Annotated in this window: 22 protein-coding genes; 8 read left to right on the forward strand and 14 right to left on the reverse strand. The window is 33.6% G+C overall.

Features of this window, described 5'->3' with window-relative positions; translation table 11 throughout:
* Positions 1-42: 42 nt before the first annotated feature.
* The 6 genes from V7Z48_RS07975 to V7Z48_RS08000 all read left to right on the forward strand — a co-directional run bounded on the left by V7Z48_RS07975 (position 43) and on the right by V7Z48_RS08000 (position 7,762).
* The gene (locus V7Z48_RS07975) at positions 43-1,341 is read left to right on the forward strand and encodes an NAD(P)/FAD-dependent oxidoreductase (RefSeq protein WP_334112880.1); all 1,299 of its coding nucleotides are present in this window, start codon (positions 43-45) and stop codon (positions 1,339-1,341) included.
* Positions 1,342-1,408: 67 nt separating this feature from the next.
* Entirely contained in the window at positions 1,409-1,969 is a 561-nt protein-coding gene (locus tag V7Z48_RS07980; RefSeq protein ID WP_334112881.1) for a transposase, read from the forward strand.
* Between the two features lie 569 nt (positions 1,970-2,538).
* Entirely contained in the window at positions 2,539-4,137 is a 1,599-nt protein-coding gene (locus V7Z48_RS07985) for a 4Fe-4S binding protein (RefSeq protein ID WP_334112882.1), read from the forward strand.
* A 60-nt stretch (positions 4,138-4,197) separates the two neighbouring features.
* Positions 4,198-4,890 (forward strand): glycosyltransferase family 2 protein, encoded by a 693-nt coding sequence (locus V7Z48_RS07990; RefSeq protein WP_334112883.1) that lies wholly within the window; start codon positions 4,198-4,200, stop codon positions 4,888-4,890.
* Positions 4,887-6,377, forward strand: a complete 1,491-nt coding sequence (locus V7Z48_RS07995; RefSeq protein WP_334112884.1) for a cellulose synthase family protein — start codon at positions 4,887-4,889, stop codon at positions 6,375-6,377. Before V7Z48_RS07990 ends, V7Z48_RS07995 begins: the two co-directional genes overlap by 4 nt.
* The gene (locus V7Z48_RS08000) at positions 6,374-7,762 is read left to right on the forward strand and encodes a glycosyltransferase 87 family protein (protein ID WP_334112885.1); all 1,389 of its coding nucleotides are present in this window, start codon (positions 6,374-6,376) and stop codon (positions 7,760-7,762) included. Before V7Z48_RS07995 ends, V7Z48_RS08000 begins: the two co-directional genes overlap by 4 nt.
* Before the next feature lie 77 nt (positions 7,763-7,839).
* On the opposite strand, the gene V7Z48_RS08005 is transcribed toward V7Z48_RS08000, so the two are convergent.
* The 6 genes from V7Z48_RS08005 to V7Z48_RS08030 all read right to left on the reverse strand — a co-directional run bounded on the left by V7Z48_RS08005 (position 7,840) and on the right by V7Z48_RS08030 (position 15,209).
* On the reverse strand, positions 7,840-8,172 hold the full coding sequence (locus tag V7Z48_RS08005; RefSeq protein WP_334112886.1) for a hypothetical protein: 333 nt from the start codon (positions 8,170-8,172) through the stop codon (positions 7,840-7,842).
* A gap of 2 nt (positions 8,173-8,174) precedes the next feature.
* Positions 8,175-9,152 carry a deoxyhypusine synthase family protein gene (locus V7Z48_RS08010; RefSeq protein WP_334112887.1) on the reverse strand — a complete coding sequence of 326 codons (978 nt, stop codon included), beginning with the start codon at positions 9,150-9,152 and terminating at the stop codon, positions 8,175-8,177.
* Complete coding sequence (speB, locus tag V7Z48_RS08015) at positions 9,139-10,077, reverse strand: agmatinase (protein WP_334112888.1); 939 nt, start codon at positions 10,075-10,077, stop codon at positions 9,139-9,141. Before speB ends, V7Z48_RS08010 begins: the two co-directional genes overlap by 14 nt.
* Positions 10,070-11,467 carry an arginine decarboxylase gene (locus V7Z48_RS08020; RefSeq protein WP_334112889.1) on the reverse strand — a complete coding sequence of 466 codons (1,398 nt, stop codon included), beginning with the start codon at positions 11,465-11,467 and terminating at the stop codon, positions 10,070-10,072. The genes speB and V7Z48_RS08020 overlap by 8 nt, the downstream gene beginning before the upstream one ends.
* Positions 11,468-11,768: 301 nt before the next feature.
* Positions 11,769-12,617 carry a pseudouridine synthase gene (locus tag V7Z48_RS08025; protein ID WP_334112890.1) on the reverse strand — a complete coding sequence of 283 codons (849 nt, stop codon included), beginning with the start codon at positions 12,615-12,617 and terminating at the stop codon, positions 11,769-11,771.
* A gap of 33 nt (positions 12,618-12,650) precedes the next feature.
* Positions 12,651-15,209 (reverse strand): ATP-binding protein, encoded by a 2,559-nt coding sequence (locus V7Z48_RS08030; protein WP_334112891.1) that lies wholly within the window; start codon positions 15,207-15,209, stop codon positions 12,651-12,653.
* Positions 15,210-15,647: 438 nt separating this feature from the next.
* Here V7Z48_RS08030 and V7Z48_RS08035 point away from each other — a divergent pair, with 438 nt between their 5' ends.
* Positions 15,648-17,084 (forward strand): glycosyltransferase, encoded by a 1,437-nt coding sequence (locus V7Z48_RS08035; RefSeq protein WP_334112892.1) that lies wholly within the window; start codon positions 15,648-15,650, stop codon positions 17,082-17,084.
* An 84-nt stretch (positions 17,085-17,168) separates the two neighbouring features.
* Positions 17,169-18,512 carry a sigma-54-dependent transcriptional regulator gene (locus V7Z48_RS08040; RefSeq protein WP_334112893.1) on the forward strand — a complete coding sequence of 448 codons (1,344 nt, stop codon included), beginning with the start codon at positions 17,169-17,171 and terminating at the stop codon, positions 18,510-18,512.
* Position 18,513: 1 nt separating this feature from the next.
* Here the strand turns inward: V7Z48_RS08040 and V7Z48_RS08045 are convergent, their stop codons facing one another.
* The 8 genes from V7Z48_RS08045 to V7Z48_RS08080 form a co-directional block, all read right to left on the reverse strand.
* Positions 18,514-19,155, reverse strand: coding sequence for a porin family protein (locus tag V7Z48_RS08045; RefSeq protein WP_334112894.1), 642 nt, complete (start codon positions 19,153-19,155; stop codon positions 18,514-18,516).
* Between the two features lie 6 nt (positions 19,156-19,161).
* Positions 19,162-20,049, reverse strand: coding sequence for an MORN repeat-containing protein (locus V7Z48_RS08050; protein WP_334112895.1), 888 nt, complete (start codon positions 20,047-20,049; stop codon positions 19,162-19,164).
* A 5-nt stretch (positions 20,050-20,054) separates the two neighbouring features.
* A complete protein-coding gene (locus V7Z48_RS08055) occupies positions 20,055-20,882 on the reverse strand; it encodes a DUF2490 domain-containing protein (protein WP_334112896.1) in 828 nt (275 codons plus the stop codon).
* Positions 20,883-20,891: 9 nt separating this feature from the next.
* Positions 20,892-22,904: a hypothetical protein gene (locus V7Z48_RS08060; RefSeq protein WP_334112897.1), complete on the reverse strand. Its 2,013-nt coding sequence runs from the start codon at positions 22,902-22,904 to the stop codon at positions 20,892-20,894.
* Between the two features lie 49 nt (positions 22,905-22,953).
* The gene (locus tag V7Z48_RS08065) at positions 22,954-23,562 is read right to left on the reverse strand and encodes a porin family protein (RefSeq protein ID WP_334112898.1); all 609 of its coding nucleotides are present in this window, start codon (positions 23,560-23,562) and stop codon (positions 22,954-22,956) included.
* 94 nt (positions 23,563-23,656) lie between these two features.
* The gene (locus V7Z48_RS08070; protein ID WP_334112901.1) at positions 23,657-24,562 is read right to left on the reverse strand and encodes a geranylgeranylglycerol-phosphate geranylgeranyltransferase; all 906 of its coding nucleotides are present in this window, start codon (positions 24,560-24,562) and stop codon (positions 23,657-23,659) included.
* Positions 24,563-24,612: 50 nt separating this feature from the next.
* Complete coding sequence (locus tag V7Z48_RS08075) at positions 24,613-25,542, reverse strand: mevalonate kinase family protein (RefSeq protein ID WP_334112899.1); 930 nt, start codon at positions 25,540-25,542, stop codon at positions 24,613-24,615.
* An 85-nt stretch (positions 25,543-25,627) separates the two neighbouring features.
* Positions 25,628-26,707 carry a diphosphomevalonate/mevalonate 3,5-bisphosphate decarboxylase family protein gene (locus tag V7Z48_RS08080; protein WP_334112900.1) on the reverse strand — a complete coding sequence of 360 codons (1,080 nt, stop codon included), beginning with the start codon at positions 26,705-26,707 and terminating at the stop codon, positions 25,628-25,630.
* Between the last annotated feature and the right edge of the window lie 72 nt (positions 26,708-26,779).

The raw sequence follows: 26,779 nt of genomic DNA on the forward strand, positions 1-26,779 counted from the left end.
TTTAACAATTCCTTCGACATAAGAAGTAACTATCACCAAAATATGAAACACATTGTTATTATCGGAAATGGCATTGCCGGCATTACAGCTGCTAGACATATTAGAAAAAATTCCAATCATAGAATCACCATAATTTCAGCTGAAACCGATTATTTCTTTTCTCGTACTGCCTTGATGTACGTTTATATGGGACATATGAAGTTTGAACATACCCAACCTTACGAGAATTGGTTCTGGAAAAAAAATAGAATAGAGCTTAAAAAAGCCTTTGTTGAAAATGTTAAAACCGACGAAAAAACACTCAAATTATCGGGTGGTGAAATCATGAGCTATGATTCTTTGATCATCGCCACCGGAAGTAAACCGAACAAATTTGGTTGGCCCGGTCAAGATTTAAAAGGCGTTCAAGGTCTTTATAGTAAACAAGATTTGGATAATTTAGAAGTTTATGCTCCAAATAAAGACCTTTGTAAGCGTGCTGTGATTGTTGGTGGTGGATTGATAGGTATAGAACTAGCCGAAATGTTTCGCTCTAGAGACATTTCTGTAACTTTTTTGGTAAGAGAAACTAGTTTTTGGGGCGGCGTTCTGCCTAAAGGAGAAAGCGAAATGATTAATCAACACATCACAGAGCATCATATTGATTTACGACTGTCAACTAATTTAAAAGAAATTATTTCAGATGATAATGGTAAGGCAAAAGCTGTTGTAATCGCAGAAACAGATGAAGTAATTCCTTGCGATTTTGTTGGTCTCACGGCAGGTGTATCGCCCAATATAGACTTTTTAAAATCCAGCAATATTGAATTGAATCGCGGAATTTTGGTCAATCGTTTTTTAGAAACTTCCACAGCAGATGTTTACGCTATTGGCGACTGTGCCGAGCAACGCGAAGCTATTGGTCATCGCCGACCCATTGAAGCCGTTTGGTACACTGGACGAATGATGGGCGAAGTAGTTGCACAAACTATTTGCGGCAATAAAACCGCTTATAAACCCGGACACTGGTTTAATTCTGCTAAATTTTTAGATATAGAATACCAAACTTACGGATGGGTGTTTTCACAACCTTTAGAAGGAAATGCTCATTTTCATTGGCGCCAACCAAGCGAGAATATTTGTATTACTATTGAATTTAATAGTTCTACACAAGAATTTTTAGGAATAAATACCTTTGGTATAAGAATGCGCCATGAAGTTTTTGATAAATGGTTAACTGAAAAACGTAGTATCGATTATGTCATTGACAATTTAGAAAAAGCCAATTTTGATCCTGAGTTTTATAAAAGGCACGAAAGTGATATCAAAGCTGGATTTTTAAATATAAAAGAAATCGTATAAATTAAATAAGTCCTCACAGGTTTTTAAAACCTGTGAGGACTGAAAAAAATCTTTAAACAAAGTATTTATGAAATACGAACCAATAACATCAGACACCTATTTTCATATTTACAACTGTGGTAACAACAAAGAAAATATATTTATTGATGAGGAAAACTATAGCTATTTTCTATCTCTTATTAAAAAATATCTTTTAGATGCGATGGACTTACTAGCTTATTGTTTACTAAAAAATCATTTTCATTTAATCATAAAAACTAAACCAGATGTATCTGACAAAAATTTATCGCGAGCCTTTTCAAATTTTTTCAACGCTTACGCAAAAGCCATCAATAAAAGATTTCAAAGAAGTGGAAGTTTATTCAAAGACAGATTTTCACGAATAAAAATAGAAGATGAGAAATATTTGCAATCGCTTATAATTTATGTTCATACAAATCCGACACATCATGGATTTACAACAGATTTTAGAAATTATAAACACAGTTCATACCAAACCATAATGTCGAATAAACCTACACAATTAGAAAGAGATTTTGTTTTAAGTTTATTTGAAGACAAAGAAAATTTTGAATTTGTCCATTTTAATAAGAACACAAGTTTACTTGAAAAATATGTGTTAGAATAACAATTATTAAAGAATTACAAAAATTTGAATAAGACCTCACAGGTTTTTTAAAACCTGTGAGGTCTGAGAACAAACAACAATAATATAAATTATAAACTTTAGTAAATACTAATTTAAGTCAGTAGTAAAATTATATTCATAACAGAAAAGAAATAGAGACCTCACAGGTTTTAAAAACCTGTGAGGTCTGGAAACAAAAATTATATAAATTATAAACTTTGGTAAATACTATTTTCAGTCTGTAGTAAAATTACATTTATAGCAAAAAGAAACAAAGACCTCACAGGTTTTTAAAACCTGTGAGGTCTGAGAACAAAAAATAATATAAATTATAATCTTTGGTAAATACTAACTTAAGTCAATGGTAAAATTACATCATAACAGAAAAGAAATAGAGACCTCACAGGTTTTTAAAACCTGTGAGGTCTGGAAACAAAAAATAATAACAATTATAAACTTTAGTAAATACTAATCTAAATCTGTAGTAAAATTACATTTATAGCAAAAAGAAACAGAGACCTCACAGGTTTCAAAAACCTGTGAGGTCTAAAAAAAATAAATCAAAATATATGAGCCTAAAAGATAATAACAGCTTATCACTAGCAAAACCTGACACCTTCGGCATCAACACCCAACAAAAAATTGCTTTAAGCATAGGATTGGTTGGCTTGTTCATTCTTGTTTTAGCCTTAGTAAATATTAACTTTCCCAATAAACCCGTTGTACTTACTATGGCGTTAGGCTTAATGACCGTTGGCATTATTTGGTTTTCAAACCAAGCTTATCTTACCAAATTAGAAGGTATTAAAAACGATGGCGTTTGGTTTAAATCTATGACTGGTCGGGGTGTTCTTGCTTACACCACAGGAGTGGTCTTAACTACATTCTATATTGTATTATATTTTTATCCCCAATATTTAGGTTTAGGAAAAAACGGTGCTGAAAGTACTGGTTTAATTGCACTGTTCGATCCATTAAGTCGAATTTTAAACGGTGGTCCTGCCAGTCAGTGGTTTGTTTATGGCACACTTTATACCTTGGCAATTTTAGGTTTTGGCTATAAATTTATTTTGAAATATCGCCATAATAAATACCAGCAATTGCGCACCTTTTCTGTAATGTTTTTTCAATTGGGATTTGCTTTTTTAATACCAGAATTTATGGCCAGATTAAATTCAGAAACATTTAAGTTGCCTTATTACGACCTTAAAAATATCTGGCCCTTAAATTACTATAACTTCGAAAAATACAGAGTTGATGATTTCATTAACGCTGGCAATATAGGTTTAGCATTATTGATTTTTGGGGTAGCTTCCATTTTTATCATTACTCCTTACCTTACCTATAAATATGGAAAACGCTGGTATTGCTCTTGGGTTTGTGGTTGCGGCGGCTTGGCAGAAACTGCAGGTGATCCTTATCGGCATTTAAGCGACAAACGCATGTTTGCTTGGAAAGTTGAGCGCTGGGTTATACACAGTGTGTTAGTGTTTGTCGTCTTAATGACCACAGCGGTTATACACAGTTATTTAGGAAACGATAGCAGCAAATATTGGTTGACTAAATCTACTTTTCTTATTATGGTGGCCGTTTTTCTAACAATTATTTTTGCTGGCACTATGATATTTAAACGTCAAGCACTTGATAAAGATGCCAAGTTAGGGGCCATCGGATATTTTGTTATTATTATGGTTTTGCTCGGTATGTATGTGTTTGGAGATAACGTAAAATTATTCATTTTTGAAAAAGAAACACTTCGTTCCACCTATGGATTTTTAATTGGTTCTATCTTTTCGGGCGTAATTGGAACCGGATTTTATCCCATATTTGGAAACCGGGTTTGGTGTAGAATGGGTTGCCCTATGGCAGCTGTTTTAGGATTTCAGCAGCGATTGTTTTCCAAATTCCGAATTACCACTAATGGCGGACAATGTATTTCCTGCGGAAATTGTTCCACCTACTGCGAAATGGGAATTGATGTACGCGCCTACGCTCAAAAAGGTGAAAACATCGTGCGAAGTAGCTGTGTAGGTTGCGGTATTTGTAGTGCCGTCTGTCCGCGTGGCGTTTTAAAATTAGAAAATGATAGTCTAAAAGGACGCATTAACCCTACCGAAATTTTATTAGGAAATGATGTAGATTTAATGGACTTGGTAAACAAGAAATAAATCGCTGTATGTCTGTGCAGTCACAAAATCTAATTAATTTCGCGCACCAAAAAACATTAAATGCCCATAATTAAAGTAATTATTCCCGCTTATAACGAAGCAGACTCCATTGGGCTTGTTATTAAAGATATACCAAATAATGTTGATGAAGTAATTGTAGTTAGCAACAATTCAACCGATACAACCGAAATAAACGCAATAAAAGCAGGCGCTACCGTGTTGTCAGAGAGCAGAAAAGGCTATGGTTATGCTTGTTTGAAAGGATTAGATTATATTTCAAAGCAAGCCATAAAACCGGACATCATTGTTTTCTTAGATGGTGATTATAGCGATTATCCCGAAGAACTTACTAAAATAATTGAACCAATCATTCAACACAATATAGACTTTGTAATTGGTGCTCGGGTAAAATCCAAAAGAGAGAAAGGATCGATGACTTTTCCACAAATATTTGGAAATTGGTTGGCTACCTCATTAATGAAACTTATATTTGACTCAAATTTTACGGATTTAGGACCCTTTAGAGCCATAAAATACGACAAGCTTTTAGCGCTTAATATGCAAGACAAAACCTATGGTTGGACTGTGGAAATGCAACTCAAAGCACTCAAACAAAAGCTTACATACACCGAAGTTCCTGTAAACTACCGCAATAGAATAGGTGTGTCAAAAGTATCAGGAACCATAAAAGGTGCTATATTTGCAGGCGTAAAAATCCTTTTTTGGATTTTTAAATACAGTTTTAGAAAATGATATTTAATACCTTCATTATCGTAATTTACACTGTTGCTATCGTATTGATTTTCCTTTACGCATTGGCACAGTTAAACTTGCTTTTTAATTATTTATCTGCTCACAAAAAGAAAGATAAAGGTCCAAAATTTGATTTAAATAATCCTGACGAAACTCCATTTGTCACGATCCAACTTCCTGTTTACAACGAAATGTATGTGATGGAACGTCTTTTGGAAAATATTGCTAAAATTGATTATCCAAAGGATAGGTTTGAAATTCAAGTTCTGGACGATTCAACCGATGATTCACTACAAACAACGGCAGCGCAGGTTGAAAATATAAAAGCATCTGGATTAGCCATTTATCACGTTACAAGAACTGATAGAAGTGGCTATAAAGCTGGCGCCTTAAAAGCAGGTTTAGAATTTGCTAAAGGTGAATATATTGCTATTTTTGATGCCGATTTTTTACCTGAACCAGATTGGCTAAAGCGTACCATCCCCTATTTTAAGGATGAAAAAATTGGTGTGGTACAAACCCGCTGGGGACATTTAAACCGCAACTACTCGTTGCTGACCAAAATTCAAGCATTTGCTCTTGATGCACATTTCACTTTAGAACAAGTAGGTAGAAATTCAAAAGGTCATTTCATCAATTTTAATGGTACCGCAGGCGTATGGCGCAAGAGCTGTATTTTGGACGCTGGTAACTGGGAAGGTGATACGCTTACCGAAGATTTAGATTTAAGTTATCGTGCGCAACTAAAAGAGTGGAAGTTTAAATATCTTGAAGATGTCGAAACCCCGGCTGAATTACCTGTGGTTATAAGCGCAGCCAGATCGCAACAGTTTAGATGGAATAAAGGTGGTGCCGAAAACTTTAGAAAAATGATGTGGCGCGTGCTAAAATCGAAAAATATTTCAGCTAAAACGAAAATGCATGGTATTCTGCATTTGCTTAACAGTACTATGTTTTTGAATATTTTTATTGTGGCCGTCTTAAGTATCCCAATGCTTTATATAAAAAATGAATACGCCCATTTGCGATACTATTTCTATATCATGAGCTTTTTTGTGGTAAGTACGGTTATATTTTTTGTTTGTTACTGGTTTATGTTCAAGCAAATTTATGGTAGTGGCTACAGAAAATTCTTTGAATATATCGTGATGTTTTTCACATTCTTTTCTATAGCTATGGGTTTTTCTTTGCACAATACCATCGCTGTAATTGAAGGCCATATTGGTAAGCGTAGTGAATTTGTAAGAACTCCAAAATTTAATATTAAAACGCTCAAAGATACTTGGAAAGGCAACAAATACCTGAGGAAAAAACTATCGGTCAATGTGTTTTTTGAAGGCTTCTTAATGTTGTACTTTGCCTTTGGTATGTATAGTGCTTTTATTGTAGGTGACCAAGGTGGCGATTTTGGATTGTTTCCATTTCACCTGATGCTATTTTTAGGTTTTGGCTACGTGTTTTTTAAATCCATTACTTCTAAAGTGTGATCGCCAGGTTTAAATACCCAGCGATTTCCATTTTAATCCTATCTATTTGTATTGCTTGCTATTTAATATTTGGCTACGATTTGGTTCGAAGCAATTTTTTAAAACTGCTTTTTCTTTACAGTATACTTTTTGGAGGCTTTATATTCCTCATAAGCTTCCATAAAAACAACTTTCAACTGCTAGTTGGTTTAGCCCTTGTTTTTAGAGCCTTATTTATAGTAGCTATACCAAATCTGTCACAGGATTTTTACAGGTTTATTTGGGATGGTCGATTACTGGCTGAAGGCATCAACCCATACTTGTTTACACCCATTTCTTTCTTAGAATCAGGTGATTTTCCCATTTCCCAAGCACAAGAACTAATTAATGGAATGGGAAGTTTGAATGCGAGCCACTATTCAAATTATCCACCTTTAAACCAATTGTGTTTTTATATCGCAGGATTATTTTCAGAAAATAATATTTTAGGTTCTGTTATCATTTTACGACTGCTTATTATTGCTGCTGATGCAGGTACTTTGCTTTTTAGCTACAAACTACTTAAAAATTTAAAATTACCTGTTTACCATATTTTTTGGTTCATTTTAAATCCGTTCGTAATTATTGAATTAACTGGTAATTTACATTTTGAAGGCGTGATGATATTTTTCTTAGTATGGAGTCTGTATTTGCTTCAAAAAAAGCAATGGCTGCATGTTGGTGTGATTCTTGGTTTATCGATTTCTGCTAAATTGATTCCACTCATGTTTTTGCCTTTATTTTTTAAATGGTTTAATTCAAAAAAAGAAGAAACCTTGGGTTTTAATAAACTCATAGGCTTTTATTCTATTGTAACTTTAACGACTGTGCTGACCTTTTTACCATTTTACAACGCTAGTTTATTTGATAATTATTCTAAGACCATCGGATTGTATTTTCAAAATTTCGAATTTAATGCAAGTCTGTATTATTTAGCTAGGGCTGTTGGTTATGCGATTTCTGGATATAATCAAATTGCGATTATAGGAAAAATGATACCAATGGTTGTAGTGCTGGTAATATTAGGAATTACCTTCTTCAAAAAAAATTCTGACTACAAAACACTTATGGCATCGCTCCTATTTTGTTTATCATTTTACTTTTTTACCGCAACAACTGTACATCCGTGGTATATAGCCACCGTTTTGATACTTGGGGTCTTTACCAACTATACATTTCCGATTTTATGGAGTTTTGTAATTATGCTCAGTTATTTCGCCTATTTCAATTCAGATAACAGTGAAAATTTCTGGGTTTTAATAATCCAATACGGATGCCTATACAGTTTCTTTATTTGGGAAGTTTTTATACTACAGAAAAATTCGCATAAAAAAACCCTTTCAAAAATTAACATTTTAAAAGGGTAGATTTTATTTGAAATCAATCAACCGTATTTAGTTAACACTATAGTGTTTAACTAGACCATGTTATTTTATTGGATTCATTAATCTTCGTCGTCGTTCATCTCTTCGTCGTCCACAATACCTTCTGGATCTTGAACTGCTTCTGGATCGTCACCATCAAAATCTTCGTAATCGTCTTCGTCGTAATTTTCCATAGTAACGGCCAATTTGGTACTTACTTTCACCAAATACTTGGTATCGTCGGTTGTAACTTCAACGGCTTCAATTAATTCATTTTTAGCGTTTCTAAAGGAAATAATTTGATCGTCGTCGTAACCATCAGGATATTTCTCTACCAATAAGGCAAGAATTTCGGGTGTTAATTTTTTAAAATCAACAATTACACGTTTTAGGTTGTCATTTTTGTTTGGCATAATTACATATCTAATAGGTAAGCAAATATAAGAGGTGCTACAATAGTGGCATCACTTTCTATGATAAATTTTGGGGTATCAATATCAAGTTTTCCCCAAGTAATTTTCTCGTTGGGAACTGCTCCTGAATAGGAACCATAACTTGTGGTTGAGTCGCTAATCTGGCAAAAGTAGCTCCAGAAAGGCGTATCGGTGCGTTCCATGTCTTGATAAAGCATTGGCACTACACATATTGGGAAATCTCCTGCGATTCCGCCTCCAATTTGAAAAAAGCCAATGCCTTTTTTAGAATTCTCGGTATACCAGTCAGCTAAAAAAGTCATGTATTCTATACCAGATTTCATGGTACTGGCTTTAAGCTCGCCTTTAAGCACATAACTGGCAAATATATTTCCCATGGTACTGTCTTCCCAACCAGGTACTACCATTGGTAGATTTTTCTCGGCTGCAGCAAACATCCATGAATTTTTAATATCTATTTCGTAATATTCTTCTAAAACACCACTCAATAGCATTTTGTACATAAACTCGTGCGGAAAAAATCGTTCGCCATTAGTTTCGGCATCTTTCCAAATTTTGTAAATATGTTTTTGTAATCTTCTGAAGGCTTCTTCTTCGGGAATACAGGTATCAGTAACACGGTTCAAACCTTTTTCTAATAAATCCCATTCTTGTTGCGGTGTTAAATCGCGGTAGTTCGGAACACGTTCGTAGTGAGAATGCGCCACTAAATTCATGATGTCCTCTTCAAGATTGGCTCCGGTACAAGAAATGATGTGTACCTTGTCTTGGCGAATAACTTCGGCAAATATTTTGCCCAGTTCTGCTGTACTCATGGCTCCTGCTAGTGAAACGAGCATTTTAGAGCCATCGGCCAATTGTTTTTCGTAGCCTTTTGCGGCATCTACAAGTGCTGCTGCATTAAAATGCAGGTAATATTTTTCTATAAAATTTGAAATCGCACCTTTAGATGTCGTCATCGTCATTGAATTTAGATAATTTGCTTCCTGAGTTGGTGTCTTTGAAATTACTTTCAAAATCGTCTTCCACCTCATCGTCCACAAACTTATAGGTTAACATTTTATAATACAACTTTGCAGCAAGAAAATCTGAAGATTTTTCATTTGGGTTTGGACATAACTCAACAATATCGAAACCAACTACATTTTTTTCTTCAAAAACTTTTTTCAAAAAGTCTAGGGTTTCGTACCAAAACAAGCCACCTGGTTCGGGTGTTCCTGTTGAAGGCATGATTGACGGATCGAAAGCATCTAAATCAATCGTGATATAAACATTATCGGTCATTTGATCGATGGCGCTGTCTGTCCAAAATTCATCGGTTGCCATTTCGTGAGCAAAGTATGCTTTTTCTTCGTCCATCACTGTTGTTTCAATCGCATCCATACTTCTGATACCAACTTGTATCAGGTTAGTGGTTTGGCTAGCTTCATACAAAGCGCAAGCATGATTACACTTACTGCCTTGATAGGATTTACGCAAATCGGCATGTGCATCTATTTGCAACACAGTAAGGTTGTCAAAACACTCGTGAAACGCTCTAATGTTTCCAATAGAAACTGAGTGTTCGCCTCCAAAAACTGTTACAAATTTGTTCTTTTTAATGTATTTCTTAACGGTTTGATGTACCGCATCAACCATTGCTTCTGGCGAGCTTTTCTCCAAAACAGGATCGGCAAGAAACACCCCTTGTTTATATACTTCGGTTCGTGTTTCAATGTCGTAAACTTCCATGTTTTCAGAAGCTTCCAAGAAGGCGTCAGGGCCATTGTCTGCTCCTTTTTGCCAAGTACTGGTACCGTCATAAGGAACAGGAATTAATACAATTTTTGAACTGTCTAATTTGGCAAACTCTTCAGGAATGCCGGCATACGTTTTATTACTCATTGTAACCTAATATTTTAAGTAAGTCTTCACTTTGTTGTTGCTCTTTAAATATTGTTGTCGTGAGGTTGCCCTCGCTATCTTTATCTATTAATAAATGCTTTGGCGTTGGAATTAAACAGTGTTGCAATCCGCCAAATCCGCCAATTGTTTCTTGATAGGCACCAGTATTAAAAAACCCAATATACAAATCTTTTTCTTTGTTGTACTTAGGCAAGTATATAGCATTCATATGCTGCTCACTGTTGTAATAATCGTCACTATCACAGGTTAGACCTCCCAATAAAACGCGTTCGTAAGTGTCGTTCCAGCGATTGAGTGGTAATAAAATGAATCGTTTATTTATCGCCCAAGTATCTGGCAACGTAGTTATAAACGAAGAATTTATCATGTTCCACTTTTCTCGATCATTTTGTTGTTTCTGGTACAAAACCTTATAGATAGCGCCACCACTTTCACCTACTGTAAAACTTCCAAATTCAGTAAAAATGTGAGGCACTGGGATTTCTTCATCTTCACAAGTCAATTTAATTTGATTGAGAATCTCATCGATTATATATTGGTAATCAAATTCAAAAGCTAGCGAGTTCTTAATTGGAAAACCGCCACCAATATTTAGACTGTCTAAAGATGGACAAATCTTTTTAAGGCTTACGTAAACTTTTAAACACTTCGCTAATTCGTTCCAATAATAGGCGTTATCTCTAATACCTGTATTGATAAAAAAGTGTAACATTTTTAGTTTCACTTTCTTATTGTCCTTTATCTGTCGGTTATAAAAAGGGACAATATTTTTGTAGCCAATACCAAGACGTGAGGTATAGAATTCAAATTTCGGTTCTTCTTCCGAAGCAATTCTAATACCAACATTAAATTTACCTTTAATTTCCTGAGAAAGCAAGTCTATTTCCTCGTAATTATCAATAATAGGAATGCAATTTTTATGACCTTCATTTATGAGTTCTGCAATATTGCTGATGTATTCATCGCGCTTAAAACCATTGCTTATTACGTAAGTATCATCGGTAATCTTACCTTCCTTTTTAAGATTTTTTACAATGTCGATATCAAAAGCTGAGGAAGTTTCAATATGAATATCATTTTTTAATGCTTCGTGTAACACATGCTTAAAATGTGAGCTTTTTGTGCAATAACAATAAAAGTATTTCCCCTTGTATTTATTCGTTTTTCGTGCATTTACGAACCATTGTTTGGCGCGCTGAATATTCTTTGATATTTGAGGTAAATATGTAAATTTTAATGGTGCACCATGCGTTTCTACCAAGTTCATTAAATCAATATCATGAAATTGAAGCTCGTTACCTTCAAGATTAAATTCTTCTTGTGGAAAATAAAATGTTTGGCTAATTAAATCTCTGTACTTTGTATTCATTATTTGGGTTGAAGTTTATAAAAATAACCATTTGAAATGGGCTCTAAAAGTATAATTAAAGTTTTCTGACATCTATAAAATCAAATGATGTATTCATTGGTGTGTAATATACATTTTGAAAAATAAAATGTGTGAGGAAATAGACACATCAAAATGGCGCTCAAAGTTTGAGTGTAATATGAACTTAATAGCTTCAACAGTCTAGTGAGGATAGCATTATTATAATGTCTATTTTTTGTTCTACAAATGAAATATAAAAATATGAAAAAAAAAGCTTTTTTTAAAGATTTGCATCTTTTTACTACAACATTTTTAAAGTGTTGATTTCTTGAGAACTAAGATGTTTCCAATGGCCGCGTGGTAAATCTTTTTTGGTTAAATGCGCAATTGCCACACAATCAATTTTTAAAATATCGTAATTAAAGTGCTCAAAAATCGTTCTAATCAAAGTATTACCGATATTTTTTATTTTCAATCCAATTTCGTTTTTGGGTGTTCCTTCAATATAACTGATCTCTTCAACGGCAATTAATTTCCCGTCAATTTTAAATCCATCTTGAATTTTTTTAAGGTCTTCATACTTTAAATTCTTATCCAATTCAACATGAAACAACCTTGGAACCCCATTTTTTGATTGGGTAAATTTTCGAGTAATATCATCATCGTTTGTAAATAACAACAGTCCTGTGGAATTTCTGCCTAACCTACCAATTGGTTTGATATTGGCAGTAGTAGCATTGGCAACCAAATCCATAACCGTTTTACCCTTTGCATCGCTATTGGTGGTAGCAAAACCTTTGGGCTTATTCAGTAAAACATAGGTTTTTTTCTCGGGGTTTACAATGCTGCCATCAAATCTAACTTCGTCTCCTGGCTGAACTTTATGACCCATTTCCGAAACAACTTTACCATTGACGGTCACGCTTCCCATAGAAATATGCATATCTGCCTCACGACGCGAACATACACCAGAATTGGCAATGTATTTATTTAACCTAATACCTCCTGAATCGGTTGTAGCTGCTTTAGGAGTAACCGCCTTTTTTAAGGGTGCATTACCACGGGCATAACTTTTTTTTGAAGAATTATTGCCGCCGCGTCCTGAAATACTTTTTTTACTCTTGTCATCGCTACCTTGATGTCTGCTCATGATGAAATTTTTTGTAAAGATATATCTATCTATTTAAAGTTGTTGCTTTGTTTTATAAAGTTGCTGAAGATAATCATTGAAATTTTTCCAAAAGCTACATAACTGTTCCGCTTGATTTAAACTATTTGGATGTGCGTGCCTTAACGCAGATTCTGTTTCTTTGGGACTCACGGGTGATTCAATAGCTAATTGCGCAAATCGAGAAGTTATTTTATGTATAATATTAGCACATTCTATATGGTTCTTTTGAAAAATTTGTTGCTTAAATAATGCCAACTCCTTTTGATTTTCATTGAGCATTAACTGTAACATTTCAAATAGTTCATCTTTATCGTCGCCAATAAAAGCTTTTAAAGGTTCTAAACTATGTGAAAAATTTGATGGCAAAACACCGTTTTTATTAACCTGATTTTCCACTGTTGTTTCGACAGAATTCAAACGAAAAGCTTCTACCAGCAATCTCACCAAATCTTGACGTTTAATAGGTTTATAGATTCGATAATCAAATATTTCTAAATCTACCTTGTCCTGTTCGCTGATTAAAACATTAGCTGTTGAAATCACACAGTTCCGCGGTTTTAGATTGTGCGCAATAAGTTGTGCTAATAGTTCATTTCCGTTGAGCTGTGGCATTTTTAAATCGAAAATTACCATGTCGTACTGCTTATTTTCTAACAAATGCTCTTTTGCATTTAATGGATTATTTTCGGTAATCACTTCAGCCCCAAAAGAATTTAATATGTTTTGATACAGTTTGGCAATTAAGTCATCGTCGTCTAAAACGTATATTATTTTACCTTTTAAAGCATCTTTAGGTAATATAATCTCTTGCGGTAGTTGATTTACTTGTGTTTCATTTGCTTTTTTAAACTTAAAACGCAAGTCAAATCTAGTACCTTTATTTAGCTCGCTCTTTATTTGAATGCTTCCGCCCATTTTGTCAACGAAAGTTTTTACAATTCCCATTCCTAAACCGGTGCCTTTGATTTTGTTTTTGTACGTACCAGCTTGGTGGTAATCTTTGAAAATTGCGGTTGCTTCTTCCGTACTCATGCCGCAACCAGAGTCTTCAACATATAAATTTAAAAGTATATGATCTTGAAGCTGCTCCTGAGTGTATCCCATTTTTATAAATCCGGTATCTGTGTACTTTACGGCGTTATGCATAAGATTGTAAACGATTTGCTGTAACCTATGCTCATCCGAAATCAAATATACAGGAGTATTATCAAACTCAAAAAATGCTTGTAAACCCTTTTGCTTAATCAGTGGCCTAAAATTGGTTTTTATTCTTTTTAAAACGGTATTCAAATTAAAAGCGGCATTTTCAATTTCTATAATCCCGGCCTTAATTTTAGCCATATCTAAAATCTCATTGGTCATCTGATACAAATAATCGGATGCGGTTTTAATGGCCTGCACATTGTCATCATTTTGGTCTAGAATTTCGCTGTATCCTATTATTGAGGTAAGTGGTGTGCGTAACTCATGACTCATGGTGTAAAGAAACCTTTGTTTTTCATCAGCTTCCCTCAAAGCACGCTTTTCATTTTCTTCAATTTGTTTTTGAAAAAAAATACTCTTGTTTATATCTTTTAAGATTACATAGCTAGAAATGATTCCGATTATCATAAAAATTAAAATTATGATAGTTGATTTGTAAACGTATTGTTTTGAACTGTCTGAGAAACGGTCAACATATTTATTAAATGAGCTAATTTCATCAAAAATTATGTCGTTAATTATTGTTTCGATGTAAGCGTTAATTTGAATATTCTTTTGGAAAATCTCGGACTCTCGCAGTTTGATATTATTCGCAAAATTTATTCTCTTGCGTTGAATGTTTTCAAAGATTGCAATGATTTTAGTTTCAGGCGGACCGGTACTAGAAACATTTAACAAGGTATCGACAGTGGTTGAAACTAAGGTATCCTTTTGCCTTTCAGGAATTACAATTTCAGGTTTTTCTCTGTCTTGTTTGGGTTCTTCCTTCTTTTTAGACGAACCTCCAAATAGCCTTTGGAAAAACGTTTTTCTTTCTTCGGTTTGTTCATTATTAGAAATATCATCAATAATTTCAAGGTCTTGACTGTAAATTTCTGAAGTGATTTGTTTAATGATGGTAACAGAATCTTTACTTGATAAATTGAGTTCTGATAGCTCATCTTGTAACATACCTTCCAAATCGTTTATAAAACTTCTCTGTCCTGCCAGTCGTTCTTTTTCAAGTTGAAGATACTCGATCTGAATCGTTTTAAGTAGCTTTGGAATGGTGTCGAGATTTTGATTAGAAATTGTATTTGTGTGGTAGTAATCCAGTTTTATGGAATCTAAATTTCTTTCAATAACACTAATAATGGTATCTGCCTTTTGTGCCGAAAACCTAATCGAATCTAATAAATATAAGCTGTTTAGTCTATTTACATTTAAGGCGATCTCTTTTAAATATTTGGTCCGTTTTTGCGGCAACATACCTTGCTCAACCTGTTCATTGAGCGAGGTTACACTAGTGTAAAAAAAGAATCCCACACCAGTAAAACCAACTACAATAACGGCGAGAAGAAATAATGTTTTACCCTTTAATTTAAACATGACGATTTACACATTGTTTACAAACTTAAATTCCACTCAACGGATAATTCCAATCTAAAGATACTCAATTAAAATTTCGATTAGATTATAATAATACTTATGTATACGCTACTGCTAAACAAACATCTAGAATACTTCAACCAGAATTCAAATAACATACTAAACTCTACTTAGGCGCTTAAATTAATGATATATAATTGATTTTTAATTGTTTGTGAATTATATTATCGTGGCCAATTGTTAAATAAAACCCATTTTAACCAAATGTTTTATACACATCAATCTACTATTATACAAATTGTATAGTTGTGATACACCTTCTCATCTCTAGGACATTTTTCTGTGTTTTTTAAGTACATGGTTTACTGATTGTTATAAAAGAAAATGAAATTGGAACTGATATTGCCATTGTAATCAAGAATAAAAATGACAAAAGAAATGAATGAAATAATATCTCAAATCACAGTTTATACCGACAAAATGCGAGGCACGTCTCCTGGCGAATCTTTTAAGCTAAGTAATTTATTGATTTTCAAATGGCTTAAATGCTTATTTGTGTTTTTAAATAAGTCTAAAAAAATAACCATAGTCAGTACCATCACGCTATTACTGTTTGGTGTTTCATTTTTAATTTATAGCCACCTAGCTACTGGAGACATATATTTATTGGACCCGAGTAGCTTTCACGGTCGTGCTTTGTTCTTTTTAACCATTTCGCTGTTAATTTTTAAACTTGGCTTTTTCTCGTTTCTATTAGTTTCTTATTCCAAATATAAATCTGTTAAAACGGTGTCGCATGAACAATTACCAAAATGTACAGTTATAGTTCCTGCTTACAATGAAGGGAAACAAGTTTATGAAACTTTAATAAGCCTTTCTAAGAGTGATTACCCTACCGAAAAGCTACAACTAATCTCTATTGACGACGGTAGTGTAGATGATACTTGGTATTGGATTAAAAAAGCTCAAGAAGAGCTTGGCCAGCAGGTCATCATTTTTAAGCAACCTAAAAACATGGGTAAAAGAGCTGCACTTCATCGCGGCTTTTTAGAAGCAACGGGAGACATATTTGTAACAGTAGATAGCGATTCTATTGTGCAACCTTCAACCATAGGTAATTTAGTGTCGCCATTTGTAACTAACGAAAATTGTGGCGCCGTTGCAGGAAACGTTAGAGTTTTAAATAAAGAAAAAGGACTCATTCCGCAAATGCTAAATGTAAGCTTTGCCTTTAGTTTTGAATTTATAAGATCGGCTCAGAGTCTTTACGGTTCAGTGTTATGTACGCCTGGCGCACTCTCGGCATATCGCAAAACGGCAGTGATGAATTGCCTAGAAGATTGGCTCAATCAAACCTTTTTAGGTAATAAAACTAATATTGGTGAAGACAGAGCTATGACCAATATGATATTAAAACAGGGCTCAGATGTGGTATTTCAAAAAGATGCCAAAGTCTACACCGATATTCCTGAAAACTACAGAAGTTTAAAGAAAATGTTTACCCGCTGGGAACGCAGTAACGTAAGAGAAAACATTATGATGACCAAATTTGCGATTGGTAATTACAAAGACGGCAACAAACTAGCGCCTAGATTAATTCTCGCAAATCAATGGATTAAAATTGTGTTTGCATACCCAGCACTTATTTTAATGTTGATCTTCTTGATGTCAAAACCTTTGCTATTCCTTAGTGTGTCATTCCTTGGAATTCTGTTATTTTCATCTATTCCTGCAATATTTTATTACCTTAAATATAACAATGTAAAAGACTCACTTTTAGCTTATACTTACGGTGTTTTTTATGCCTTTAGTTTATTCTGGATTACTCCTTACGCTATTGCAACAGCAGGCAATAATAAATGGTTAACAAGATAAATTTAATACCGCTGAATAAATAGTATTTCTTGTTAATTTATTGATAATGATTTGAATCGATTTAATTATATTTGAAAAAAAACTTTGAATCATATCTACCTGATTGACGACGACGTCTTTTTCAATAAAACATTAGGCACTTACCTTAAAAAACAAAATTTTGAGGTAAGTGCTTTTTTTAATGCGGAATCATTTCTTGATGCCTATAAAAAAGGCGGTAAGCCTGATTTGGTAGTTACCGATTATCGTTTGCCAAATCTCAACGGATTAGATTTAATAAAACAACTTAAAATTTCCAACCCTAATTTACCAGTCATACTCATCACCAGTTATAGTGATGTAAAAATTGCTGTAAAATCTATAAAATTAGGTGCTTACGAATACATCACCAAACCCCTTATTCCAGACGAATTTGTTAAGATTATCCAACTTGCATTAAGTAAAACAACGCAAGAAATTAAGTCCAATCCCACAAATAAACCGCAGCTTATTAAAGGTAATTCCATGCCCGAATTATGGCACAAAATTGAGCTGGTTGCACCAACAAATCTAAGCGTTTTGATTAAAGGTGAAAGTGGTACAGGCAAGGAATTAGTGGCACAATACATTCATGAAAATAGTTCCAGAAAAAAGGAAGTGTTTATCTCAGTAGACTGCGGTGCTTTACCTAATGAAACTGTCTTGAGTGAACTTTTTGGCCATGTGAAAGGGGCATTTACTGGTGCCATCAATTCAAAAAAAGGACAGTTTGAATTGGCTCATAAAGGCACACTGTTTCTAGATGAAATTGGTAATTTGCCTTATAATGCTCAAGTTATGCTGCTGAGAGCCATTCAGGAACGAAAAATTAAACGCATGGGCGATGAACAAGAGATTGAAATAGATATCCGTTTAATTGCAGCAACCAATGAAAACCTTGAATCGGCCATAGCTCAAAACAAGTTCAGACAAGATTTGTATTACAGAATTAACGAGTTTCCATTATATCTTAATCCTTTAAAAGAACGGCTTGACGATCTTGAAGTGTTTATTAATCAGTTCGCAACAGAAGCTTCGGAAGAGTTGCAAAAGCCATACACCGGATTTGATGTTGAAATATTAAGTTATTTTAAAACCTATTCTTGGCCTGGCAATTTAAGAGAATTAAAAAATTATATCAAAAGAGCAGTCTTAATGTCGCCAAATGGTTTTATCGACCTAAATCTTCTACCCATATTTCATCAAGAAACCGCACCCGAGCAACAAGTGAAACCTTCCCATGAAAACCATAGCAGCCTAAAGTCAAAAAACGAAGCACTAGAGTACCAAACCATAAAAAATGCTTTAGAGAAAAACTTCTATAACAAATCAAAAACTGCCGAAGAATTGAATATCACACGTGCAACACTGTATAAGAAAATTACAAAGTATAATTTGCTTGATAACTAATTTACTTCAACCAACTGTAGGACACATAAATTTGAAAAGATCGGTTTCTGGATTGCTCACCTAACAGGTCTTTCATGCTTCCATTTCCTAAATCGGCCAAACCATAGTGATATCGCGCTCCTATGGTATATTGCTCGTAATTGAAGTTAAGGCCCAACGATAAACCATAGTCAAAATTATTTAAGTCGGAAGGGTCTAAATTTGTGCTACTTGGAGAAATAGTATTGGATACATTTGAATTGATAAGATAGCTCATATAACCACCAATTTCCACAAAACTCATATTCTTTTTACCAATAGACAATAGCAAAGGAACTTCAAGGTAATCGAGATTAAGATCATAGGCGTTCAAACCAAAATTGACTTCAGAACCCTTTCTAGAGTAGCCTAGTTCTGTTTGAAAATATATGAGCTCCTCTGTTATATGAAACCTGACGAATGATGCTATATGAAATCCCGTTTTTCGTGACATATCATCTGGAAAGCTGGCGAATACGTTAGTTGAATTAACACCCATTTTTAATCCATAAGTGGTAGATTCTTGTGCGTTCATTAAAAACACAGACCCCAAAACGACAGCCAAAACAATCCCGTTTCTCATTTGATGTTTTAAAGTATCTGTGATTTTATTTATAAATTGCATTGAAACTTATTGTATTGGTTTGTCATTTTTCCATTCTCCATTAAAACTGGTATTATTGTCTCGATCGTACAAAATACCTTTGCCGTGTCTCAGACCATCTTTAAAGTCGCCAACATATTTTTCGCCAGTTTTATAATAAAATGTGCCTTTACCACTTCTGATTCCCATAACAAAATCTCCTTCAAATTTTGCACCATCTTTCCATGTAAAGTCACCTTCACCATTTCTTAAATTATTACGCCATTCACCACGGTAAATAGAGCCATTATCCCAAATGCCCACACCGTTCCCATTTGCCATTTCGTTTTTGGTTTCACCTACATAATGAATTAAATTACCACTTTCATTTTTAAAAGTTATCACCTTGACTACCTCTGCGCGTTGTTGCAATTTTCCTTTTTCTGCTGCAATACTATTTAAGCTATCATTAACATGGGTTAACATCGTAATCTTGCTTTGAAGTATACCTTGAACCGAATCATTCTTAACTTCTAAAGAATCTATTTTTTCCTTATATGCGGCAATTTCATCTTTCAAAAATGAAGTATCATCTCCACTTTGTGATTCTAGGACTTTTTGCAAGAATTTAATTCGTTCTTCAATAGTGTTTTTAAAATTTTTATCATTAGTGATTAATGATTCATATTCAGAAATAGCCTTTTTAATATTGTTACTAAAGATGAAATCCTCATCAATTTCGCTCAGTTGTATAAGGATTTGGTATTGTTCGTTCAATTCATTGTATTGAGAAATTGGCACCAATTGCTCTGTCTGGTATTTACCCAATTGTTTTTTTGAACTTATGAGCCAAATGGATAATGCCACAAGCAATAATGCACTTAAAATTAGCAATACTTTATAGGTTCTTTTTTTAATTTTCTTATTATTAGTCATAAATTTTAGTCATAAAACCTGGTGTCAGGTATTTTCTCATCAAATTTTCTGAAATCTAAATTCCAGTATACATTAAATCTAAATATCCATCTTTCGTTGTAAACAGCGCCATCGGCTAAGGATTGACCAGTGGTGTACATTAAACTCATTGTATATTTTAGGTTCGGCGCTGCGATGTAACCTAATATTGGTTGTATTCGCAAATCTTCTAAAGGACTGTCTATAACTGGATTTCCGCTTTGCATAATAATTTCCACATCGGGTGAAAAGAAAAATGTTCCTGGTCTCATATCTGGTGTGTTCAATGGAATATTCGCCATTACTTTATAACGCCAGCGATTTCTAAACAAATAATCGGTATCTGTAATGGCGTTTGTTCTAGTGAAGCGATGTTCAAATCTAAATCGGTGAAATAATTTAAAATTCTCAAAAGGCTGACCAATAACGTACTCATGCCATATTCTCGGCTCTAAGGTGACTGTTTCAAAGTTCTGGTTGCCTGGTTGTGGAGAAAAATTAAGCCTCAAAACACCACCAATTGTTGCTTGAAAATTATTTGAAAAATAATAATTAATGCCATGTCTGTTATAAATTTGAATCATCCGACCAACAAATGCTGTTGTTTCAAAATCGGTGGTTCTATAGTGTGTTTGTAAGTCGTAATAAAGGTTGTCTGCCAATCTTATTTTGCCATAAGTGCCCAGCCAAACTAGACTAGATGCAGGCTGGGTTTGTGAACCAGCCGGCCTGTCATCTTGTGCTGATACTAGGGTAGTGTAAAAGCATAAAAAAACAAGTACGGTTATAGATATAAGGCTTTTAAATACTGTCATGAACCTGTATTAATTGAGATTTAATTTAAGCACTTCCATAATTTTCTCAACGTCTTTTTCTCTTCTCAAATTAGCTTCCTCAAATTTTGTGTCGTTATCCCTAATATTCATCATACGATTGTAAATCATATCTAAATTTTCAATCTTACCTTCTAATGTTTCACACGACAAATTATCCTTAATATCGTTTAAAGCGTAAGGTAAAAGGTGTTCCTCATAGGCTCGATAAACCCGTTCTTTAAGTCTTTCGCTTATATCGGCCATTAAAAATGGATTGAATGAAATTCTGGTATATTCTTCGTCTAGCCGTTTTGCTTTTTTGTCAAACTCAACCAATTCATCCCACAAAAACGAAAGTTGATTTAAACAAGTATTATAAGTTTCAATTGTAATTTTTTTATCATCTATAGTTAAATTGGTGTAATCAGCAATGAGATTATTGGTAAACCGAATAACCTCTTCCGACATATTAAAATGGTAGGAATTATAGTCGTCGCTTTGATTACTGATACTGAATGATGATATAATTTTCTCCTTATTTGCGAAAAGTTCATTTTCAAAATCGGATAAAAATTCCTGTTTTTGAGATTCACTCAAAATAATATTTAGTAAGCCATTTTGTCTTTGTACATCATCGTAAACAGCATCCACCAAGTCGGAAACATCTGTTAGACTAAAATTTGAACCTTCGGAAACCGCTGGAAAGTTGCGATCTAAGTTTATTTGTTGATCTTGAAATTGATATATACCCGAACTCGAAAAGTTAATCTTAGGATAAATTTGATTGATAATAATAGATCTATCTACATACTGAAAGGCATCATCTACCACTTTTGAAAGTAAATCTTCAAATTGATTTGATTCATCTTTATAAACCTTCAAAATTGCATTAATTCTATTTAGCTGAAGGTTGGATGCCATGCTAGCTTTTAATTTCTTGTTAATAAAAAAGCTATTTATACTTTCAACTATAACATTGTATTTTTTCTTAATGTTTTGTAGTGCTACTGAGTCTGCTTCTGAATAGGCAAACTTTTTCACCTTAAATTTTCCGAATCGGATATTGTTCTTTCCTGGAATGGTACTCCATAGATCTAAATTATTATAGTAACCAAAGGACAATAACACATGTTCCATAAATTCGTTGGATTGATTTGTGATTTCTTCAAAATTAATATTTGATGGAAAGTTCTTTTCTTTTATTTTTTTGATATTTATATTGAAAATATCAAAATAACCATCACGCAAACCAATCTCAACCCATGCCTCTTTATCGCTGTCAAACTCCGTTGCAAAACCTTCATAAACAACCTCAAATGTCTTGCCATTAATCTTAAAAAAATTTCCTTTAAAAATCCCGTTTTCGAATCGCTTAATCTCTTCAATTTTTTGATCAGAATAATTATGAACAATGAGCCAATCACCATCAAGCAGTCCTTCACTATTAAAGCTCCCTCTAATTTTAAAATCTTCCGATAAAGCCTGTAGGTTTCCAACCATATTATCACCTTTAAACGACGCATAAGTTTGAAAAACAGTATCCTTTGGAATTGAATTGGCAAAATTTAAATTGACAACAGACCAGTTACCCTCTGCAGTTCCATTATTAAATTTAGCATTAACTTGATGTTCAATTCCGTTGGTTGACACCAAAACATCGTAATTAGAAATTTGGGTTTGATTAGAAGTATTAAGTCTTTTTTGAACAAACTGCCAGTTACCCGTTCTATTATTGTTTTGATAATCACCTAAAAAACCTAAGGTTTCGTATTGGTAATTGCTGTTTTCAGTTTCTTTGGTGGATTGAAAATTAAATTTTCCACTTAAAACAGTATCCTTATTTTTTAAATAATATTCGTAATTTAAAACGCCTTTTATACTATCATTAATGTTGTAATTATCAATTTTAAACTGATTTATACTTTGACCAAAAGAATTAAAATAGAACAGCATAAACAACCATAGCAAACAGCTTTGGTTTATGTATTGTTTTAAAATAAATTTCTTCCTTTTATAATTCATAGGTTACAGTTACTTATACTTTTTGATTTTATAAAACTTGGTTTTTTATTTAAAAATAAAACCCAAAATTAAATTGATACACCGCATTTTTCTGGGAATTGGTCTGTTCAGTAGGGTTTTTTAAAACATTAATAAGTCCGTGCGAATATCTTAAACCTATAAAAAAGCCCCAATCGGTTCTATAATTTAAACCTAAATTAAGGAGCGCATCAGCATTTCTATAATTGCTTTTTACACTTTGAACAATTCTTTCACTTCCTATTCTATCATCACGCTCAGCACGAATGAGATAAGCAAACTGAAGTCCACTTTCAACCGCAAAACCTTGAGTAAGATAGTATTTCCCCATTAGAGGTAAAGAAAAATAATCGAGATATAAATCATTGTCAAATCTTATTCCTTGATCAACACCACGATCAACTTCACCTTGTCTTGAATAAATGAATTCCGGCTGTAAACTAAACCGCTCATTAATCTCGTATTCTAAAATAGCGCCAATATTATATGTGGCTCTAACATTTAAGCCACTTCTATCTGTAATTAAATCAGCTACATTAGCTCCTGCCCTAATTCCGTAGGTAATTTTATCCTTTACAATCTGGCAATAAATGTTGGATGAAATTAGGTAAATTAATAGTGATAAAATTATCGATCGCATTGGCTGGATTTGATTTCTCAAAAATAAAAAACTTAAAATAACTTTATCTTAATAAATCTTAAAACTTGCGTATTCTATGGAGTTATCTAATGTTTTAATCAGTAAGCTTTAACAATAAGTTCACATCTATTAAAACTATGCACACAACACCAAATACAATTATAAATTTAACAATGTTATGCAGCCAAGTATATTGATATTTGGAAGTTGATTGCCACAACAATACTATAAAAATAAAAAGCATAAAAATACTGGAGAAAAAGTAAATAGACATATATCCCAAATTAAATTGTGTGAGCAAAATAACAATAGGTATAGCGGTTAAACACACCAAGGCCGTCACAATTTTTTTTGAAACTGCACTTCCGTATTTAACAGGAATTGTTTGGTAATTTTGAGCAAAATCGCCTTTTATGTTTTCTAAATCTTTTACCAATTCACGAATACTTATCAATAAAAACAAAAACAGCGCATGGTAAAAAATCACCAATTCAAAATTGCCATAATAGATAAAAATGGCGAAAAATGGGGTAACCGCGAGAATGGCAGAAACTAAATTGCCAACCATGGGCAGCTTTTTTAATTTATGCGAATAAAACCAAATACCGAAAATATAAAGCGCAAAAAACATCACGGCCCTAAACGATACATAACTTGCAAAAACAACAGACAAAAAATTGAGCGTAAAATAAAATGACAATTTGGTGTTTTGGCTCACCAATCTATCAAGCATAGTTTTTTGTGGTCGGTTAATTAAATCCTTTTCCGAATCGTAAAAACTATTAATGATGTAACCGGCAGCAATTGTAGCCGATGATGCCAACACTAGCATGAGCAAGTTAACGTCTACCAATACCGCTTTTAAAGGTTTGTCATGAGCAAAAATATAAATGGATGCCAAATATTGCGCCAACACAACCACCAATATATTGTAACCTCGTACTACCGAGAACAGACTGAAAAACTTTAGAACTATATGTTTTTGTCTGCGCGATAACATCATAAAATTTAAAATAAAAAAAGGCAATTTAGAAATATTGCCCTTAAAAGTTAGAAGTTATATACCACTTCAATTTTGTGACCATGAAGCGATTTTTTAGCTTTTTCAAGATTTTCAGTAAAGCCCAAAATATAACCGCCACCTCCCGAACCACATAGTTTAAGATAATAGTCGTTGGTTTCAATGCCATTTTGCCACAATTCATGAAATTGCTGCGGAATCATTGGTTTAAAATTTCTTAATACCACTTTAGATAACTTTTTGGTATTTTTAAACAACGACTTGATATCGCCTTTTATAAAATCGTCTACACAAGCATCGGTGTGTTTTACAAACTGGTCCTTCAACATGTTTCTAAAACCTTCTTGCTTCATGTTTTCCATAAATATACTTACCATCGGCGCCGTTTCGCCAACAATACCGCTATCTAATAAAAACACGGCACCTTTACCGTCAGCCTTTTGATAAGGAATTCCGGTTGCCTCAATATTGTCCTTAGAATTTATTAAAATTGGTAGACTTAAATAGCTATTTAGAGGATCCAATCCAGAAGACTTACCATGGAAAAAAGACTCCATTTCAGAAAAAATAGCTTTTAACTGTAGTAACTTTTCACGGGTGAGATTTTCTAAAACTGTAATTTTATTGAGGGCATATTTATCGTAGATGGCAGCAACCAAAGCACCACTGCTTCCAACGCCATAACCTTGCGGAATAGAGGAGTCAAAATACATACCAGCTTCAACATCGGCTTTGAATGTATCTAAATCAAAACTGACTAATGTTTCATCTAAAGTTGAAAGATGATGTGTGAATTTTTTAAGACTTTCGTTAGATTTTAAAGCCTTTTCAGAACTATCGCCATCCATTTTTAAAGCACCATTGTAAAAATTGTAAGGAATAGATAAGCCTTTCGAATCTTTGATAATGCCATACTCGCCAAAAAGAAGAATTTTCGAATAAAACAACGGACCTTTCATAATTAAATTACCTAAATTACTAATACAAAGCTAATCAATAAAATTACACATACAATTTGAATACTACTTATTTAAGTTTTATTTATTATAACAATACTTTAGCGCCAATTCCTACAACATCATGAATGTATTTGCCATTCTCGCAAAATACAGCTAACTCATTCTCAATAAACCTACTAACCTCTTCTTTTTCAGCATTAGGATACAGTACATGCACATTGGCTCCGGCGTCTAAAGTAAAACAAATTTTACTCGATGTTTCCCTTCTAAACTCCCATATTTTATGAATGATACTCAAAGTATTGGGCTTCATTAAAAGAAAATAGGGCTCACTTGTCATCATCATGGCGTGTAAACTGAGTGCTTCACTTTCAACAATGCTGATGAATTTATCAAAATCTCCTGTTTTTAAAACTTCCAGAATAGCTTCAAAATTTTGATTGGCCTGATTAAATCGCTGTTCTGCAAATGGATGGTTGTGCATCAAATCGTGCCCAACGGTGCTGGATACGACTTTTTCGCCTTGATCTACTAATAAAATAGTATCGCAATAATCTTTAAAATTGTCGTGAATTTCAAAAGGCAAAGTCGTACCTATTAATTGACTACTTCCTGGCAAAACTGGATGCTCACCCCAAACTACCAACGGACCCTGTATACTTCTACAAGCACTACCAGAACCCAATCTTGCTAAAAATGAGGCTTTAGCGTAAAAATATTCATCGGTTATATCGCTATTTGTTAAACGCTCTAAACTCATCAAACACAAAGCTAAAGCGCTCATACCACTAGCTGAAGATGCAATACCACTACTATGAGGAAAACTATTGCCGGTTTCAATTCTAAATTTAAACTGTTTCAAAAACGGCATATAAACTTCAATGCGCTCAAAAAACTTTAAAATTTTGGGTTCAAAACTTTCAGCTCGTTGGCCGTCAAGATATACCTCAAATTCAAATTTATGAGTGTTTGAAGGTGTGTAGTGCAACTTGGTTTTGGTATGGCAATTACTCAGGGTAAAACTGATAGAGGTGTTTTTAGGTAGCTGCTCACCGTATTTCCCCCAATATTTCACTAAAGCAATATTGCTGGGCGATTGCCAAGAAACACTTCCAGTAGTGAAATTGGCTTGGATGTTTTTTGAAATAAAATTTTCTGTTGTCATGCGGGGCAAAGATAACAGTTTTTGAATTCTTTACTTTCTGTGCTTTTGAGAATTATTTGCTGAAAAAGCATT

The organism is Paucihalobacter sp. (assembly GCF_036825875.1).
GTDB lineage: Bacteria > Bacteroidota > Bacteroidia > Flavobacteriales > Flavobacteriaceae > Paucihalobacter.